13 protein-coding genes, 1 tRNA gene and 1 pseudogene are annotated in these 15,592 nt (G+C 66.6%); 6 read left to right on the top strand and 9 right to left on the bottom strand.

The features are described 5' to 3' along the window. Positions 1-61 precede the first annotated feature (61 nt). The 4 genes from C6570_RS14210 to C6570_RS14195 all read right to left on the bottom strand — a co-directional run bounded on the left by C6570_RS14210 (position 62) and on the right by C6570_RS14195 (position 4,423). Positions 62-1,153: a VWA domain-containing protein gene (locus C6570_RS14210; protein ID WP_106703803.1), complete on the bottom strand. Its 1,092-nt coding sequence runs from the start codon at positions 1,151-1,153 to the stop codon at positions 62-64. A gap of 2 nt (positions 1,154-1,155) precedes the next feature. Next, positions 1,156-2,223, bottom strand: a complete 1,068-nt coding sequence (locus C6570_RS14205) for a DUF58 domain-containing protein (RefSeq protein WP_106704716.1) — start codon at positions 2,221-2,223, stop codon at positions 1,156-1,158. Positions 2,224-2,437: 214 nt separating this feature from the next. Then, positions 2,438-3,457, bottom strand: coding sequence for an AAA family ATPase (locus C6570_RS14200; RefSeq protein WP_106703802.1), 1,020 nt, complete (start codon positions 3,455-3,457; stop codon positions 2,438-2,440). Positions 3,458-3,484: 27 nt separating this feature from the next. Next, positions 3,485-4,423, bottom strand: a complete 939-nt coding sequence (locus C6570_RS14195; RefSeq protein WP_106703801.1) for a S1C family serine protease — start codon at positions 4,421-4,423, stop codon at positions 3,485-3,487. Positions 4,424-4,534: 111 nt separating this feature from the next. On the opposite strand from C6570_RS14195, the gene C6570_RS14190 reads away from it, so the two are divergent. After that, a complete protein-coding gene (locus C6570_RS14190; RefSeq protein WP_106703800.1) occupies positions 4,535-5,392 on the top strand; it encodes a TatD family hydrolase in 858 nt (285 codons plus the stop codon). Positions 5,393-5,539: 147 nt separating this feature from the next. Here C6570_RS14190 and C6570_RS14185 read toward each other — a convergent pair whose 3' ends face one another. From C6570_RS14185 to earP, 3 genes are all read right to left on the bottom strand, one after another. Further along, complete coding sequence (locus tag C6570_RS14185) at positions 5,540-6,412, bottom strand: LOG family protein (protein WP_106703799.1); 873 nt, start codon at positions 6,410-6,412, stop codon at positions 5,540-5,542. 128 nt (positions 6,413-6,540) lie between these two features. Further along, positions 6,541-7,095 carry an elongation factor P gene (efp, locus tag C6570_RS14180; protein WP_106703798.1) on the bottom strand — a complete coding sequence of 185 codons (555 nt, stop codon included), beginning with the start codon at positions 7,093-7,095 and terminating at the stop codon, positions 6,541-6,543. Positions 7,096-7,246: 151 nt separating this feature from the next. Next, entirely contained in the window at positions 7,247-8,431 is a 1,185-nt protein-coding gene (gene earP, locus C6570_RS14175; RefSeq protein ID WP_106703797.1) for an elongation factor P maturation arginine rhamnosyltransferase EarP, read from the bottom strand. A gap of 147 nt (positions 8,432-8,578) precedes the next feature. On the opposite strand from earP, the gene uvrC reads away from it, so the two are divergent. The 5 genes from uvrC to C6570_RS14150 all read left to right on the top strand — a co-directional run bounded on the left by uvrC (position 8,579) and on the right by C6570_RS14150 (position 14,212). Next, positions 8,579-10,525: an excinuclease ABC subunit UvrC gene (gene uvrC / locus C6570_RS14170; protein ID WP_106704715.1), complete on the top strand. Its 1,947-nt coding sequence runs from the start codon at positions 8,579-8,581 to the stop codon at positions 10,523-10,525. A gap of 215 nt (positions 10,526-10,740) precedes the next feature. Beyond that, the gene (gene pgsA, locus C6570_RS14165; protein ID WP_106703796.1) at positions 10,741-11,307 is read left to right on the top strand and encodes a CDP-diacylglycerol--glycerol-3-phosphate 3-phosphatidyltransferase; all 567 of its coding nucleotides are present in this window, start codon (positions 10,741-10,743) and stop codon (positions 11,305-11,307) included. Between the two features lie 484 nt (positions 11,308-11,791). Further along, positions 11,792-12,064 carry an HU family DNA-binding protein gene (locus C6570_RS14160; protein ID WP_106703795.1) on the top strand — a complete coding sequence of 91 codons (273 nt, stop codon included), beginning with the start codon at positions 11,792-11,794 and terminating at the stop codon, positions 12,062-12,064. 20 nt (positions 12,065-12,084) lie between these two features. Then, a tRNA-Val gene (locus C6570_RS14155) sits at positions 12,085-12,160 on the top strand. A gap of 69 nt (positions 12,161-12,229) precedes the next feature. After that, complete coding sequence (locus tag C6570_RS14150) at positions 12,230-14,212, top strand: SurA N-terminal domain-containing protein (RefSeq protein ID WP_106703794.1); 1,983 nt, start codon at positions 12,230-12,232, stop codon at positions 14,210-14,212. Positions 14,213-14,565: 353 nt separating this feature from the next. On the opposite strand, the gene C6570_RS14145 is transcribed toward C6570_RS14150, so the two are convergent. Together C6570_RS14145 and C6570_RS18595 are read right to left on the bottom strand one after the other, a co-directional pair. Beyond that, entirely contained in the window at positions 14,566-15,336 is a 771-nt protein-coding gene (locus tag C6570_RS14145) for a hypothetical protein (protein ID WP_245896200.1), read from the bottom strand. A gap of 33 nt (positions 15,337-15,369) precedes the next feature. Next, a pseudogene (locus C6570_RS18595) lies at positions 15,370-15,417 on the bottom strand (hypothetical protein); the annotation flags it as partial. Positions 15,418-15,592 lie beyond the last annotated feature (175 nt).

Below are 15,592 nucleotides of genomic sequence, written 5' to 3'. Positions count from 1 at the left end.
CCAAGGCCCGCAGCGGCCGCCTGCAAGGCCGGGGCCGCAATTCGCCAGGTGGTCGGCCGGCTTACGGCAAACGGTTGAACCACCACATGGAAAGCCCACCGGCCAGCAGGACCAGCGCGGCGCCCAGCAATGCAAAAAGCGATGTTACTTCGGTTTCCTTTTTCTCCAGCGTCAGGCGGCTGGACAGGCTTTCGTACACCTTCTGCAAGTCTTGCGCGGTGCCGGCGTAGTAGTACTCGGCGGCGGTTTTCTGGGCGATGGCCTTCAGCGTGTCTTCGTCCAGCCGCACGCGCATCGACCAGCCTTCAAAGCCGATGGTTTCGCCGTCCACCGTGCCAATGCCCACGGTGTAGACCTTCACACCACGGTCGGCGGCCATCTTGGCGGCTTCAACAGGGTCCACGCCGGTGGTGCGTTGGCCGTCTGTCAGCATGATGATGGCGGCCGAGTTGTAGGAGCCCGGCGGCACGGGAATGAATTCGTTCTGCGTGGGTGGCGCCTGGTCCAGTGGTCGGCCCAGGGCACGCTGGCGGTCAAAGCTGAGCTGCTGCAGCTCGATGCCCGCGTTGGGGAACAGCGTGGCCAGCGAAATCACGATCGCGTTGCCCGTGGCCGTGGCGCGCTGCAGCTGAAAGCGGTCGATGGCGGTGACGAGGTCGTCCCGGTTGACCGTGGGCAGCTGCGCCACCTGGGCGGATCCGGCAAAGGCCACCACGCCCACCTTCACGTCGCGCGGCAGCGCCTTCAGGAAAGCCTTGGCTGCATTCTGCGCCGCCACCAGGCGGTTGGGCTCGACATCGGTGGCGCGCATGCTGCCGGACACGTCCATCGCCAGGATGATGGTTTGCTGGTTCGAGGGCAGCGACACCACGGCGACCGGCCGCGCGCTGGCCACGATCAGGGCCGCCAGCGCCGTCAGCATCAACAAGGGTGGCACGTGCCGGCGCCAAGCCACGCGTTGGCCCACGGCTTCCCTCACGATGGAAAGGCTGGCGTAGCGCACCGCCAGCTTCTTGCGGCGCCGCTGCAGCCCCAGGTACAGCAGCACCAGCACCGGCAAGAGCAGCAGCAGCCACAGGAATTGCGGCCACAGGAAGTGCGGCTCAGGCAGGCCTTGGGGCCAGTGCAGGAAGGCGGGCCAGGTGCGGTTCATGGTCAGCTCGCTGGAGCCCCATTGTCGCGCGATCGGGTCCGTGGGCGCAGGTGCAGGGGCATGCCCAACTGGGTATGCCCGCCGCCGGTGCGCGTGCGCTGGCGGCGCAGTTCGGCAAACCGCATGACGGCTTCGGCCAGGTCGTCTGCGGTAGACAGCTCCAGGGCGTCCACGCCCGCGCGGGCCAGCGCGCTGTGCAAGGCTTCTTCGCGCTGGGCGGCGACGGTGGCAAAGCGGTAGCGGAAGGCCGCATCGTGGGTGTCGACCAGCAGGTGTTCGCCGGTTTCGGCGTCACGCAGGGTGAGCAGGCCCAGGTCGGGCAGGTGCTGCTCTAGCAGGTCGATCAAGCGCACGGCCACTACCTCGTGGCGCTGGGCCAACTGGCCCAGGGGCTTTTCCCAGCCGGGCTCGCTGATGAAATCCGACACCACGAACACCGTCGACCGGCGGCGAATGCTGTGAACGCCTGCGCTCAACAGATCGGCCAGCCGCGTCGTGTTGCCCTGGGCCCGGTCGGCCAACGCCGTGGGGTGCAGGTTCTTCTGGATGCTGTGCAGCAGGTGCAACACATGCTGGCGGCCGGTGCGCGCGGGCACTACGCGGTCCACGCCCGCGCCGTAGAGCAGGGCGCCCACGCGGTTGCCGCGCTGCGTGAGCAGGCGCGCCAGCACCGCCACGAATCCGACAGACAGATCGCGCTTGCTTTGCGGGCCTGAGCCAAAGTCGACCGAGGGGCTCAGGTCCAGCAGGAACCAGGCGGACATCTCGCGGTCTTCGGTGTACACGCGCACGTGCGGTACCTGCAAGCGCGCGGTCACGTTCCAGTCGATGTGCCGCACGTCGTCATGCAGCTGGTACTCACGCAGATCGGCCAGATCCAGCCCGGCGCCGCGCATCAGCGTGCGGTAGTCGCCCATCAGCTGCCCGTCCAGGCGCTTGAGCACCGTCCACTCCAGCCGACGCAGCAGGCGCTCGGCTTGGCCATGCAGCGGCGCACGGGCGGCCCCGGCGCTTGGAGTTGGCGCCGTGTGCGGTTCTGGCTGGGCAGGTTGACGGCGGAACCAGGCCATGCTCAAGCCCGGCATCCGACTGCGGGGACAGGCGTTGCGACGTGGCTCGCATTGCGGTGGGGCGCGCGCAGCGCCAAGGCCGACCGTTCACCCTCGGCGCATCCAACACTGTCGCCGGATGGGCGGCGCAAACCGGCGCTGCCCGCCCCCCGAATCGCGCAGCATCGAGCGACCGGGTGGCGGCGCGGGCGGTGGCTCAGCGGGCGTCTCATCGCTACGCCGCCCGCCTTTCCGGTGCCAGCGGCTTGGGCGGGGGGGGCACCTTGGCCATGATGCGAAGCACTGCGTGATCGACCGATAGGCCTTCGGACAACGCCTCGTACGACAGCACCAGGCGATGGCGCAGCACATCAGGCACCAGGTCGCTCATGTCTTCGGGCAGCGCGTAGCTGCGCCCCCGCATCATCGCCAGCGCCTTGGCGCCCTGAATCAGCCCAATGGTGGCGCGCGGGCTGGCACCGTAGCTGACCAGCGGCGCCAGGTCTTTCAAGCCGACGTGGGCGGGTGAGCGCGTGGCCGACACCAACCTGACCGCGTACTGCATCAGTGAAGGGTCCACGTACACCTGCGCGCACTGGCGCTGCAGCGCACCCAGCTGTTCCATGGTGGCCACGGGGTTCACGTAGATGCGCGGGCCCGTCACGCGCTGGGCGATCACAAATTCCTCTTCGTCATTGGGGTAGTCCACCAGCACTTTCATCATGAAACGGTCGACCTGCGCCTCGGGCAGCGCGTAGGTGCCTTCGGTTTCGATGGGGTTCTGCGTGGCCATCACCAAGAACGGCTCAGGCACGAAATGCGTTTGCCCGGCGATGGTCACCTGCCGCTCCTGCATCACCTCCAGCAGCGCGCTTTGCACCTTGGCGGGCGCACGGTTGATTTCATCGGCCAGCAGCAGATTCGTGAACACCGGGCCCAGTGCGGTGCTGAAGTCGCCCGTTTTCTGGTTGTACAGCCGTGTGCCCATCAGGTCGGCCGGCACCAGGTCGGGCGTGAACTGAATGCGCTTGAAATCGCCCTGCAGCACGCTGGCCAGCGTCTTGACGGTGAGGGTCTTGGCCAGCCCCGGCACGCCTTCCACCAGCAGGTGTCCGCCCGCCAGCAGCGCGACCATGACGCGCTCCAGAAAACGGTCTTGCCCGACCACCACGCGCTTGACTTCATACAAGACCCGCTCCATCAGCTCGGCCGTGTCAGGGTTAAGAAGAAAACGGCTTTCGTCGTTGCTGGACATGCGCTGGCAGCTCCTAAAAAGTGAGTATCAGAAAGGCGGCTGCCCGGCTGCGGCCGCGGCGTTTTCGATGGGCACGGCAAAGCCAATGCCCAAGAACGTGCGCGCGGGCGTGGGGTTCAGGATGGCGGTGACGATGCCCACCACCTGACCGTCCAGCGTCACCAAAGGGCCGCCCGAATTGCCGGGGTTGGCGGCGGCATCGAACTGGATCAGGTTGCTCATCTGCTGGCCCCCATCGGGCGAGCGAAACCCGCGCCTTACGCCCGACACCACGCCCGAAGACACCGAAGGGCCGATGCCAAACGGAAAGCCGATCGCTACCACTTCTTCGCCCGGCCTCAGGTCGGCGGAGGAGCGCAGGGTGGCGGCCTGCAGATCGTCCGGCAGCTTCTGCGCGCGCAGCACCGCCAGGTCGTTCTCAGGCTGGATGCTGACGATGCCCGCCGGGCTTTCGGTGCCGTCGGCAAAGGCGACGGTGATGCTTTCGGCCGTCTGCACCACGTGCAGGTTGGTGAGGATGGTGCCGTCGTCGATGATGACCACGCCGCTGCCCACGCCCTTGCCCGGTTCCGCGCTGCCCCTGCGGCGCTTTTGTCCAGGGATCGTGCCCTCGACCCGTACCACCGAAGGGCCCACGGCGGCGGCGGCGCGCGCGACCTGCGACGGAAGGTGCCTCGTGGCGAGCGTGTGCATGACGGCAGCGTGGATGTCGTTCTGCGTCAGGGCGCGCGCGGGCGGCTTGCGCCAAGGCATGGCGGGCCAAAGCAGCGCGCCAGCCAGCAGTGCGATGGCAGCCCACAGCAGTGCCGGGTGGGCCAGCACGCGGCGCCAACGGTGCGCTCGTGCATTGGGCGCCTCGGGGGACGGGCAGGGGCCGGAAACAGGGGGCGCCGCCGCAGCGGCGCTTGCGCTGTCAATGTCAGGCGCGCGGTGGGAAGAGCGGCTGTAGAGCGCGGGTCGACGCATCAAGGCAACCCCCAGTGCTTGAGGCAAAACGTGGACATTCGCACAGTAGCACGCTTGCCCGGATGTTCGTCAGGCCAAAGCCCTTCGGCCAAGGTCGGGCATGATCGCGCCATGCCGGTCTGGATCGATACGCACTGCCATCTGGATGCGCCGGAGTTCGCGCCCGACGTGGACGCGGTGCGCGCCCGCGCCACCCAGGCGGGCGTGGCGCGCTGTGTGATTCCTGCGGTTGAGGTGCGCACTTTTGACGCAGCACGCTTGCTGGCCCGGCGATTCGGCGATGGCTACGCGCTGGGCATCCACCCCCTGTACGTGGGGCGGGCGGCGGACGACGCACTCAGCCAATTGGACGCAGCGCTGACCGCGCACGCGGGCGACCCGCACTTGGTGGCCGTGGGCGAGATCGGCTTGGACTACTTCGTGCCCGAGTTGACCACCGGCCCGCTGCGCGAGCGGCAAGACCGTTTCTATCGCGAGCAGCTGCGGCTGGCGCGCCAGCACGGCCTGCCGGTGATCCTGCACGTGCGCCGCTCGGTTGACCAAATCCTCAAGGGTCTGCGGCAGTTCGAGCCTCCTGGCGGAATCGCCCACGCCTTCAACGGCAGCCGCCAGCAGGCCGACATCCTGGCGGCGATGGGTTTCAAGCTGGGGTTTGGCGGCGCCACCACGTATGAACGCGCGACACGACTGCGGGCCTTGGCGGCAGAATTGCCACTGGGCACGATGGTGATGGAAACCGACGCGCCGGACATTCCGCCGCACTGGCTCTACACCACGGCCGAGGGCCGCGCCGCCGGGCAGCCCCAGGGCCGCAACGAACCGGGCGAGTTGCCCCGCATTGCGCAAACGGTGGCGGGCCTGCGCGGCATGCCGCTGGACGAGCTGGCTGCCGCGACCAGCAGCAACGCCGTGGCGGTGCTGCCACGCCTGGCGGGATTGCTGCCAGGCCATGGTGTTTCACGCCACTGAGCCGACGCACGCCGCAGCGTGCAGCGCGGCGTTGGCGTGGGCCCGGCAAGGCGCGGCCATGTCCGCAACCGCACACGGGCAAGGTCACCAGCCAGATGGCCGCCACGTGGCCTAGCAGCGCAGTGGCTGGCCGCAAGCGACCTCAGCTCAAAGGCTGTAGAAGCTGCGAACCACTTCCCACGCCTCTTGCGGTGTGTCGACGATCCTGAACAGCTCCAGGTCTTCTTCCGAGATGGTGGCGTCTTCCAGCATCGCGTCCATGTGCAGCAGGCGCGTCCAGAAGTCTCTGCCGACCAGCACCACCGGCACGCGGCGCACCTTGCGCGTTTGCACCAGGGTCAGCACTTCGAACAGCTCGTCCATGGTGCCGAACCCGCCGGGGAAGACCACCAGCGCCTGCGCGCGCATCAAGAAATGCATCTTGCGCAGGGCGAAGTAGTGGAACTTGAACGACAGCTCCGGCGTGATGTAGCGGTTGCCCGACTGCTCATGCGGCAGCGTGATGTTCAAACCCACCGAAGGCGCACCGGCTTCCTGGGCGCCGCGGTTGGCCGCTTCCATGATGCCGGGGCCGCCGCCGGTGCAGATGTACAGGCGCTCCTTGGGCGGCTGCGTCAGCCCGAATTGGGACACCAGTTGACCGAATTCGCGCGCCTGTTCGTAGTAAACCGAGGTGCGTTCAGACCGCTCGGCCAGGGCAATGGCGTGCGCGTCGCCCGACGCGCGGGCCGCCGCCAGGCGCTCGGCCGCCACCTCGCGCGAGACGAAGCGTGCGCTGCCGTAGACCACCACGGTGTGGTCGATGCCTGCGGCGGCCAGCTCCAGGTCGGGCTTGAGCAGCTCCAGCTGAAAGCGGATGCCGCGCGTTTCGCGGCGCAGCATGAATTCCGGGTCGGCGAAGGCCAGGCGGTAGGCGGCGGGGTCCAGCGGTTCGCCGCGATCGGCGTGGGCCTGCAACTCTGCCCAGGCGTCGGCCAGAGGCGATCCGGTGGCTTGTTTGAGGTTCTCAGTGGTTTCCATGGGGCGCCAGTTTAGGGGAAGGGTGGGGCCACTATCGGGTGCTGTCCTCGGCCGGTCACAGGCAGCGAAAAGGCTCCCGCAGGAGCCTTTTTCGAGCCGGATGAACCGCCGCAGCGGTCCCCCTGAGATCAGACGCGTTTCTTGTATTCGCCGGTGCGGGTGTCGATCTCGATCTTGTCGCCCTGCGCCACGAACAGCGGCACGGCCACTTCGAAGCCGGTGGAGATCTTGGAAGGCTTGAGCACCTTGCCCGAGGTGTCGCCCTTGACGGCCGGCTCGGTCCAGGTGACTTCGCGCACCACGGTGGTGGGCAGCTCGACCGAGATGGCCTTGCCGTCATAGAAGACCACTTCCACGGCCATGCCGTCTTCCAGGTAGTTCAGTGCGTCGCCCATGTTCTCGGCTTCGACTTCGTACTGGTTGAATTCACCGTCCATGAACACGTACATCGGGTCGGCGAAGTACGAGTAGGTGCACTCTTTGTGGTCCAGGATGACCTGGTCCATCTTGTCGTCGGCCTTGAACACCACTTCGGTGCCCATGTTGTTGAGCAGCGCCTTGAGCTTCATGCGCACGGTGGCTGCACCACGGCCGCCACGGGCGTATTCGGTGCGAAGGACGATCATCGGATCCTTGCCGTGCATGATGACGTTGCCGGCGCGGATTTCCTGAGCGATTTTCATGTGTAGGGGTCTTCCAGTGAGTGAAGGGAGCGTGGTGGCCGCTCGTGCACCGAAGATGTGAAGAACGCGCGGCGCGCTGCGGCAAGAGGCGAAATGCGGGGGCTGCGCTCTATGACAAAGCGGGCGGCCAAATTTCGCAAAGCCCGCAATTCTAGCCTTTTTCCTGCACGAACCCGATCAGTTGCTCGGCCAGGCTGGGCTGGGCCAACAGGCGCGCGCGGGCTGCCTGGGCGGCCGCCAGCCATGTCGCCCCATCGGCCGCGTCGGGCAAAAGCAAAGGCGGCGCGGCCTGCCCGGCAGGGTGCACGTCGTTCCAGGCGTCGTGAAAGCGCCGAAGCGAAGGCGGCGCCTGCAGCCAGTCCAGAAATGCGTGCAGCTTGGCGTGGTGGGCGTCGTCTTCGGGCTGCGGGTAGATCTGCCAGACGAAGGGGCGCCCCGCCCACAGCGCGCGCACCAGCGAATCTTCACCGCGCACGAAGTTCAAGTCGCAGGCCCACAGCAGCTCGTCGTAGGCGGTCTGTGGCAGATGCGGGAGGTATGAAATGGATAGCTGCTGGCGCTCTTGCAGCAAGCGCTGGAGGCCATTTTCTTGTGCAATCGCATGCCGCACTGCGGCTGTGGCGCGCCCGGCCGTCACCAGCAGGCGGGTGGGCTCCGGTGCGTGCGTCGAATTTGCCCACTGCATCAGCAGCGCGGGCAAAGCCGTAGGTTCGTAGCAGAACAGCGAAGCCAGTCGCTCGCCCCGCCAGTCGATGCTATGCGCGCGCAACCACGCGGCGCGGTCGAACATGCCCTGGCGCGAGGGCAGATCGGCTTCGCGCAGCAGCCCGCCCGTGCGCGGGGTAAAGCCGGGGTAGAAGAACCACTTGGTCCAGCCGGCCGCGGGCCCGCGCAGCACGGGCGAGGGCAGGGCGTGCATGCGCTCTACATACGGCTCAGCGCTCAGGTATTCTAGGTTCAGCCAGACTGGCGGTTGGGGGTCAAATCGGCCTCCAGCGCTGGTGGCGCCTGCGCCAGCAGCTATGAATTCAGGAGGAATCTCGCAGCCGAAGGCTTCTACCCAAGCCTTGGCTGGGGCCTCCGCCGTCACCGCGGCCACGGCTTGCGCATCCTGCGCCCTGGCCCAGGGCAGCACCTGCACGCCAGGCACATCGCCCTGCAGCGCGCCGGGTGCCATCCAGTGCAGCGCGGACGCATCGTCCACCCACAGCCGCACGTGCTGACCGCGCGCCACCAGGTCGCGCGCCAGGCGCCAGCACACGCCCAGATCGCCATGGTTGTCGATCACGCGGCAGAAGATGTCCCAAAGGTCAGGGTGGGTTGAAGGTGAAGGCACGTGGCGATTGTGGGCTGAATGCGCGGCGTGTAGCCAACGATGGCCTGCGCCACGCAGCCAGCAGGTCAACGCGCTTCGGGCAAAGGTACGCCCGCCAGCCGCGCTGCGATGGCCACGCCCGCGCCGCGCTCACGCCACAATAGGCGCATGTCCGATTCCCTACCGGCGCACCCCGAAGCGCTGCTGGCCCAGGTGGGCGCCTTGCCCGGCCTGCCGGGCGTTTACCGCTATTTCGACGAAGCCGGCAACGTGCTTTACGTGGGCAAGGCGCGCAACCTGAAAAAGCGCGTTTCCAGCTACTTCCAGAAGAACCACGGTGGCACGCGCATTGGCCACATGGTGCGGCGCATCGCGCGGATGGAAACGACGGTGGTGCGCTCAGAGGCCGAGGCGCTGATCCTGGAAAACAACCTGATCAAGCAGCTGGCGCCCAAGTACAACATCGTCTTTCGCGACGACAAAAGCTACCCCTACCTGAAGATCACCGGCACCGGGCACGAGCACGACAGCGCCGAAGGCCCGCCACGCCCAGCGGCCTATCCGCGCATGGCCTACTACCGCGGCGCCACCGACAAGCGGCACCGCTACTTCGGCCCCTATCCGGGTGCCTGGGCGGTCAAGGAAACCATCCAGCTGATGCAAAAGGTGTTTCACCTGCGCACCTGCGAAGACACGGTGTTTGCCAACCGCACGCGGCCCTGCCTGCTCTACCAGATCCGCCGCTGCACGGGCCCCTGCGTGCGGCTGATCAGCGAGGCGGACTACGCCGCCGACGTGGCGCACGCCGAGCAGTTTCTGCGCGGCGAAACGCAAGACCTGCTGCACCAGCTGGAGGCGCGCATGATGGCCCACGCCGACGCGCTGGAGTTTGAGCAGGCGGCCAACATCCGCAACCAGATCACGTCGCTGTCGGCGGTGCTGCACCAGCAGGCGGTCGAGGTGGCCGGGGATGCGGACGTGGACATCCTGGCCGTCAAGGTGCAGGGCGGGCGCGCCTGCGTCAACCTGGCCATGGTGCGCGGTGGGCGACACCTGGGCGACCGGGCGTACTTTCCCAGCCACGTCGAAGACGGCGCCGCCATGGCGCTGGATGAAAGCGACGAAGAGCTGCCCACGCTGGAGGCGCAGGTGCTGGACGCCTTCATCGCCCAGCACTACCTGCACGTGCCCGCGCCTCCGCAGCTGATCACCAGCGAGCCCGTGTCGCGCTCATTGCTGCAGGCGCTGGCCGACAAGGAAGAAGTGAAGATCAGCGCCACCCACGCCCCGCGCGGGCAGCGCCGCGTGTGGCTGGACATGGCGCGCCAAAACGCCGGCCTGCAACTGGCGCGGCTGCTGGCGGAAGAGGGCTCGCAACTGGCGCGCACCCGCGCGCTGGCCGACGCGCTGGGCCTGGACGTGCCCGATCTGGGCGACTTGCGCATCGAATGCTTCGACATCAGCCACACCGCGGGCGAAGCCACGCAGGCCAGCTGCGTCGTGTTTCAGGCCAACCGCATGATGAGCAGCGAATACCGCCGCTACAAGATCGAGGGCATCACCCCCGGCGACGACTACGCCGCCATGCGCCAGGTGCTCACGCGCCGGTACACCAAGATCGCCGAGGCGCTGCAGACATCCGCCGAAGGCGAGGCGCCCGGGGTGCGCATGCCCGATCTGGTGCTGGTGGATGGCGGCAAGGGCCAGGTGGCCATGGCGCGCGAGGTGTTTGCCGCGCTGGGCCTGGACTTGTCGCTGATCGTCGGCGTGGAAAAAGGCGAGGGCCGCAAGGTGGGCCTGGAAGAGCTGGTGTTTGCCGACGGGCGCGAAAAGGTCTACCTGGGCAAGGATTCGGCCGCGCTGATGCTGATCGCGCAGATCCGCGACGAGGCGCACCGCTTTGCCATCACCGGCATGCGCGCGCAGCGCGCCAAGGTGCGCGTGGGCGGCAGCCGCATTGAGGAGATTGCCGGCGTCGGCCCACGCAAGCGCGCGCGCCTGCTGCAGCGCTTTGGCGGCGTGCGCGGCGTGGAAGCGGCCAGCGTTCAGGATCTGGCCACGGTGGAGGGCATTTCGCCCGCGCTGGCCGAGGAGATCTATCGGGCTTTGCATTAGCCCAGCGTCAGCGCGCGGACTTGAGCCCGTCATCCTCGCTGGCCTGCGAGCCACGACTCGATGCGAAGACCCATTCGATCGGCTGCGCTTTCTTATTGAAAAAAAACAGCTGCCAGCACAGGTGCAGTCAGCGCTTTAAGCTATTGATTGAGTAGCAATCCAGCCTGCCGGCCGTTGCGCCACGCTGGCGCGGCGGGCGTGCCACAATCGCCGCCATGTTCTTCACCCTGCCCACCATCATGACCTGGACGCGCATCGTCGCGATTCCGCTGATCGTGGGGGTGTTTTACCTGCCTTTGGCGCCCCAGACCGCCAACCTGGTGGCCACGGTGATGTTCATCGTCTTCGCTTGGACGGACTGGCTGGACGGCTTTCTCGCTCGGCGACTGAACCAGACCTCCGCCTTCGGCGCCTTTCTGGACCCGGTGGCAGACAAGTTTTTGGTGTGCGCGTCGCTGCTGGTGCTGGTGCACTTGCAGCGGGCCGACGTCTTCGTTGCGCTGATCATCATCGGCCGTGAAATCGCCATCTCGGCCCTTCGCGAGTGGATGGCCAAGATCGGCGCCAGCCGCAGCGTCGCGGTGCACATGCTGGGCAAGCTCAAGACCACGGTGCAGATGGTGGCCATTCCGTTCTTGCTGTACGACGGCACGCTGTTGGGCGTGGTCGACACGCGCGCATGGGGCCTTGTGCTGATCTGGATCGCTGCCGTACTCACGGTCTGGTCGATGGTGTATTACCTGCAGAAGGCGCTGCCAGACATTCGTGCGCACGCCAAGTAGATCGGCTAGCGGATACGGGTGCTTCAGTGCGCGGCTAAGCCGTCCAGGCGGGGCTGTTCACGTCCTCTTGTTCAGCTGGCTGTGGCGATGGCTCGGACCGCCGAGCATTGAGCTGGCCCGTCCGCGCTTGGCGAAATGGCGAGCGGCTGTCCATCGCCGCCGAGGGCAAAGGCTTTTCCGGCGGGCCAAAATGCCGCAAAACTGGCGGATACGTCACACACCAGCCCACCTTGGCATGCGCCATGTTGCGCTTGCGCACAAGCCGGTCAGATACGGGTTGGCGAGTCCCAATTGGGACTAGAATGCAACGCTCGCCGGACAGGGGCCGACGTGACCGCGCTATGCGCGCACGTCGATGACGGCCATTGCGGGTTTGCGTTGACACCCGCCGCCGCCTACCTTATGAAGCGGGCTGACCGAGTTTTCGGGCAGTCCGACATCGTTTTCCGGGCACTGGATAAATTCTTGAAAGAGGGGCACCTTCGTGAACAAAACCGAGCTGATCGAACACATCGCCAAGAACGCCGACATCTCCAAAGCTGCAGCCACTCGCGCGCTGGAGGCGACCATCGGTGCCGTTAAGACCACGCTGCGCAAGGGTGGCGCCGTATCGCTGGTGGGCTTTGGCACGTTTGCGGTCGGCAAACGCGCCGCGCGCTCGGGCCGCAACCCCCGCACCGGCGCTACGATTAAAATCAAGGCTGCCAAGGTGCCCAAGTTCCGTCCCGGCAAGGCGCTGAAAGACGCGCTGAACTGATTGATACACCGTTTCAGGTGGGGTGCTTAGCTCAGTTGGTAGAGCGGCGCCCTTACAAGGCGTAGGTCGGCGGTTCGACCCCGTCAGCACCCACCAAGTGACGTAAAGGCGAACCCCGGTTCGCCTTTTTTTCTGTTCCCAGATCTATCCGAGAGAGTCTCGCGCATGTTCGATATCGTCCGCAAACACACCAAGCTGCTGATGGTGGTGCTGTTCTTGCTGATCATCCCTTCGTTTGTGCTCTTTGGCATTGATGGGTACACGCGCATGAGCGATGCCACCGCCAAGGTGGCCACGGTCAACGGCAAGGCCATCACACAGACCGAATGGGACAACGCGCATCGCCAGGACGTGGATCGCCTGCGCGCCAGCAACCCCAGCGTGGACCTGAACCTGTTGGATTCGCCGCAGATCAAGTACGCATCGCTGCAGCAATTGGTGCGCGAACGTGTGCTGGCCGCGGCGGCGGCGGACGAGCACCTCACGGTCAGTGATGCGAGTCTGGCGGCCTACTTGCAAAACGACAGCAGCATCGCCGCGCTGCGCCGCGCCGACGGCAGCTTGAACATGGACGAGTACCGGCGCTTGCTGGCCCTGCAAGGCATGACGCCCGAGCAATTCGAAGCGCGCGTGCGCGGCGACTTGTCGGTGCAGCAGGTTCTGGGCGCCGTGGCGAACACAAGCTTTTCGACGCAGGCCGAAGCCGACGTGGCGATGAACGCCTTTCTCGAGCGCCGTGAAGTCCGCCTCCTGAAGCTCAGCGCCGCCGACTACGCCGCCAAGATCAACCCGACCGATGCCGAGTTGGACGCGTTCTACAAAGCCAATCTGGCGCGTTACCAGGCACCCGATTCCGCCCGCGTCGAGTACATGGTGCTCGACCTCGACCGCATCAAAAAGTCGATCGAAGTCAACGAGCAAGATCTGCGCAAGTACTACGAGCAGAACAGCGCCCAGTTGGGCGAGCCTGAGCAACGGCGCGCTGCCCACATCCTGATCGCCGCGCCCAAGGATGCGCCGGCAGCCGATCGCCAGAAAGCCAAGGCCACGGCCGAAGCCTTGCTGGCATCGCTGCGCAAAGCCCCTGATACGTTTGCCGATGTGGCGCGCAAGTCCTCGCAGGACGACATCAGCGCGCCCAGCGGCGGTGACCTGGGCTTTTTCCGTAACGACCGCGGCACCGACCCGGCGATTGCCAAAGCCACCTTTGCCCTGGCCAAGGCGGGCGACATCAGCGACGTGATCGAGAGCGATTTCGGCTACCACATCGTTCGCCTGACCGAAATCAAGGCTTCGGGTGTGCCCCCCTTCGAGCAGGCGCGCGCCAAGCTGGAGGACCAATACCGCACCCAGGAAGCCCAGAAGCGCTTTGGCGAGTTGGCCGAAGAATTCCGCAACGGTGTGTATGAGCAAGCCGACAGCTTGAAGCCCACCGCCGACAAATTGAAGTTGTCCGTGCAGACGGCAGACAACGTGACGCGCGCGCCAGCGGCAGGCGCGTCCGGCCCGCTGGCCAACGCGAACTTTCTCGCAGCGCTGTTCAGCGCGGATTCACTCGACAAAAAGCGCAACACCGAGGCAATGGATCTAGGCTCCAACGAACTGGCCTCCGGCCGCGTAGTGAGCTATTCGCCCGCGCACGCCAAGCCTTTTGCGGAAGTGAAAAACGAAGTTCGTGCTGCCTACGTTGCGCAAAAAGGCACCGAACAGGCGCTCAAAGCCGGGCAGGAGAAGGTGAAGGCGTGGGAAGCCAAGCCGGAATCGGCCACGCCTGAGTTGACCAAGGTGGTCACCATTTCGCGCGATGACCCCGCTGGGCAATCGCCCGCCTTGGTCGATGCTGCGCTGCGCGCCGATCCGAAGAAGCTGCCCAAGCTGATTGGCGTTAACCTGGGTGCGGAGGGCTTTGTGATTGCCCGCGTCGACAAGGTCGTCCCGCGTGCGGCCATGACGAAGGAAGACAACCAGCAAAACCTGTCGCGCTACGAACAGCTGTGGGGCATGGCAGAAACCGTCAGCTACTACGACACCCTGAAGGCCAAGTACAAAGCGAAGATTCTGGTGCCCGAACCAGCGGCCACCCTGACGCCAACTGCGGGCGGCTCGGGCGCTGCGGCAGCGCCTGCTGCTGCGGCGGCGTCTCGCTAAGCGGGGCGCGCTGTGTCAGAGCGGTGGCGTTGGCCACCGCTTTTTTTTTGGGCGATTCATGGTCCGAGCTGCTTTGAGGCGATTCGGAGCATCCTCGGGCAGGCACGGACTGCGGCGTTGCACGATTGGCGGGTTCAGGGGGAGAGCAACCACCGCGCGGCACGCGCGCTGATCAGCCGTGTCTTCCTTCGGCTGGGTTAGGGGCGGCGAGCGACACGTCCTTCGTACTGGCCACACGGCAATTGATTCGCACGGCGCCATCGCCTGAAGCCGGCACCGAATGACGCGACGGGCGCGGGTTGAGCAGGCGCAGCCGATTCAGGATTGCCTGCGCCCAATCGCTCGTCAGCCGCTCAACCGCCGCCGCTTCCGTTTCTCAGGGCTTCTTGCTGCTCGCGCATGCGCACGCAGCTGGGGTGCTGGCGCAGCGCGGGTTTGCTGCATTCCGACTGCAAACAGACGGCACGCCCGATGAACGCGCGGTCGCTGCACAGGCTGGCGGCGACAGGCGCGGGCGCCGTGGGGGGCGGCGTTGTAGGGCTTGGCGCCGATGGCGTGGGCGCTGCGGTGCCTGCCGATTTCTCTGCGTTGGCGCGTGAACGATCCGCGTGGGCCTTGTCCGTCGGTGCCTTGCCAGGGCGTGCCGCAGCCTTGGGCGCAGCCTGCGCTGGCGTGGGTGCCGCGTTGGCGTGTGGCGCGGCGTCTGCGGCCTTGCTGGCGGCGACGGGCGCAGTGTTCAACGCAGCCGATGCCGCCGCGGCAGCCGTCAGCACGGCGGCCGAGCCGGCGACTTCCGGAGCCGCGTTGGCTACGGGGCGCGGCGCTTCACCTGCAGCCGCCGCTGCGGCTGGTGCCGACTCAGACGGAGCGCGGGCGGTGCTTTCGCCGTAGGCCAAACCGCCAGGCGGTGTGACCCCCGCCGCCGGCCCCGAGGGCGCAGAACTGCGCATGCCCCACCACACGGCGGTGACCAACACCAGCGCGCCCGCCACACTGCCCACCAGCCAGCGGTTGTCTGGCCGGGTCCGGCCCGCTGCCGCAGCGCGCGCCTGCGCTTCTTTATGGCGACGACGTTGGCGCCGGCGCGAGCCGCGTGCGGCTTCCGCTTCGGCGGGATTGAGCACGACCAGCTGCTTCGCGCACTTCAGGCAGAACTTGGCGTGGGGCCGGTTTTCGGCGCCACATCGGGGGCAAATCAGCGACATGCAGGGTGGGGATCAGACCTGGTTGGCGGCCACGTTTCAGTCGGGCACGCCGCGCAAGATCGGAAAGTAATCCCAAAGTGTAAGCAACGCGGCGGCGGTTTGGCCGCAGCGCGTCGGCTATGCGCGCATCAGCCCACGAATCCGTCACGGGAATGCGCATCGCATGGCACTGCCA

Source organism: Ottowia oryzae, from assembly GCF_003008535.1.
Taxonomy (GTDB): Bacteria; Pseudomonadota; Gammaproteobacteria; order Burkholderiales; family Burkholderiaceae_C; genus Ottowia; species Ottowia oryzae.
The sequence above is the reverse complement of the archived record's forward strand: the minus strand, read 5'-3'. Positions and strand labels throughout refer to the sequence as shown.

Excerpts from the sequence above, each read along its gene's own strand:
- C6570_RS14200 (WP_106703802.1), bottom strand. The coding sequence starts at position 3,457 with ATGTCCAGCAACGACGAAAGCCGTTTTCTTCTTAACCCTGACACGGCC.
- uvrC (WP_106704715.1), top strand. The coding sequence starts at position 8,579 with ATGTCCGATTCCCTACCGGCGCACCCCGAAGCGCTGCTGGCCCAGGTG.
- C6570_RS14205 (WP_106704716.1), bottom strand. The coding sequence starts at position 2,223 with ATGGCCTGGTTCCGCCGTCAACCTGCCCAGCCAGAACCGCACACGGCG.
- C6570_RS14195 (WP_106703801.1), bottom strand. The coding sequence starts at position 4,423 with ATGCGTCGACCCGCGCTCTACAGCCGCTCTTCCCACCGCGCGCCTGAC.
- C6570_RS14150 (WP_106703794.1), top strand. The coding sequence starts at position 12,230 with ATGTTCGATATCGTCCGCAAACACACCAAGCTGCTGATGGTGGTGCTG.
- efp (WP_106703798.1), bottom strand. The coding sequence starts at position 7,095 with ATGAAAATCGCTCAGGAAATCCGCGCCGGCAACGTCATCATGCACGGC.
- pgsA (WP_106703796.1), top strand. The coding sequence starts at position 10,741 with ATGTTCTTCACCCTGCCCACCATCATGACCTGGACGCGCATCGTCGCG.
- C6570_RS14210 (WP_106703803.1), bottom strand. The coding sequence starts at position 1,153 with ATGAACCGCACCTGGCCCGCCTTCCTGCACTGGCCCCAAGGCCTGCCT.
- C6570_RS14185 (WP_106703799.1), bottom strand. The coding sequence starts at position 6,412 with ATGGAAACCACTGAGAACCTCAAACAAGCCACCGGATCGCCTCTGGCC.
- C6570_RS14190 (WP_106703800.1), top strand. The coding sequence starts at position 4,535 with ATGCCGGTCTGGATCGATACGCACTGCCATCTGGATGCGCCGGAGTTC.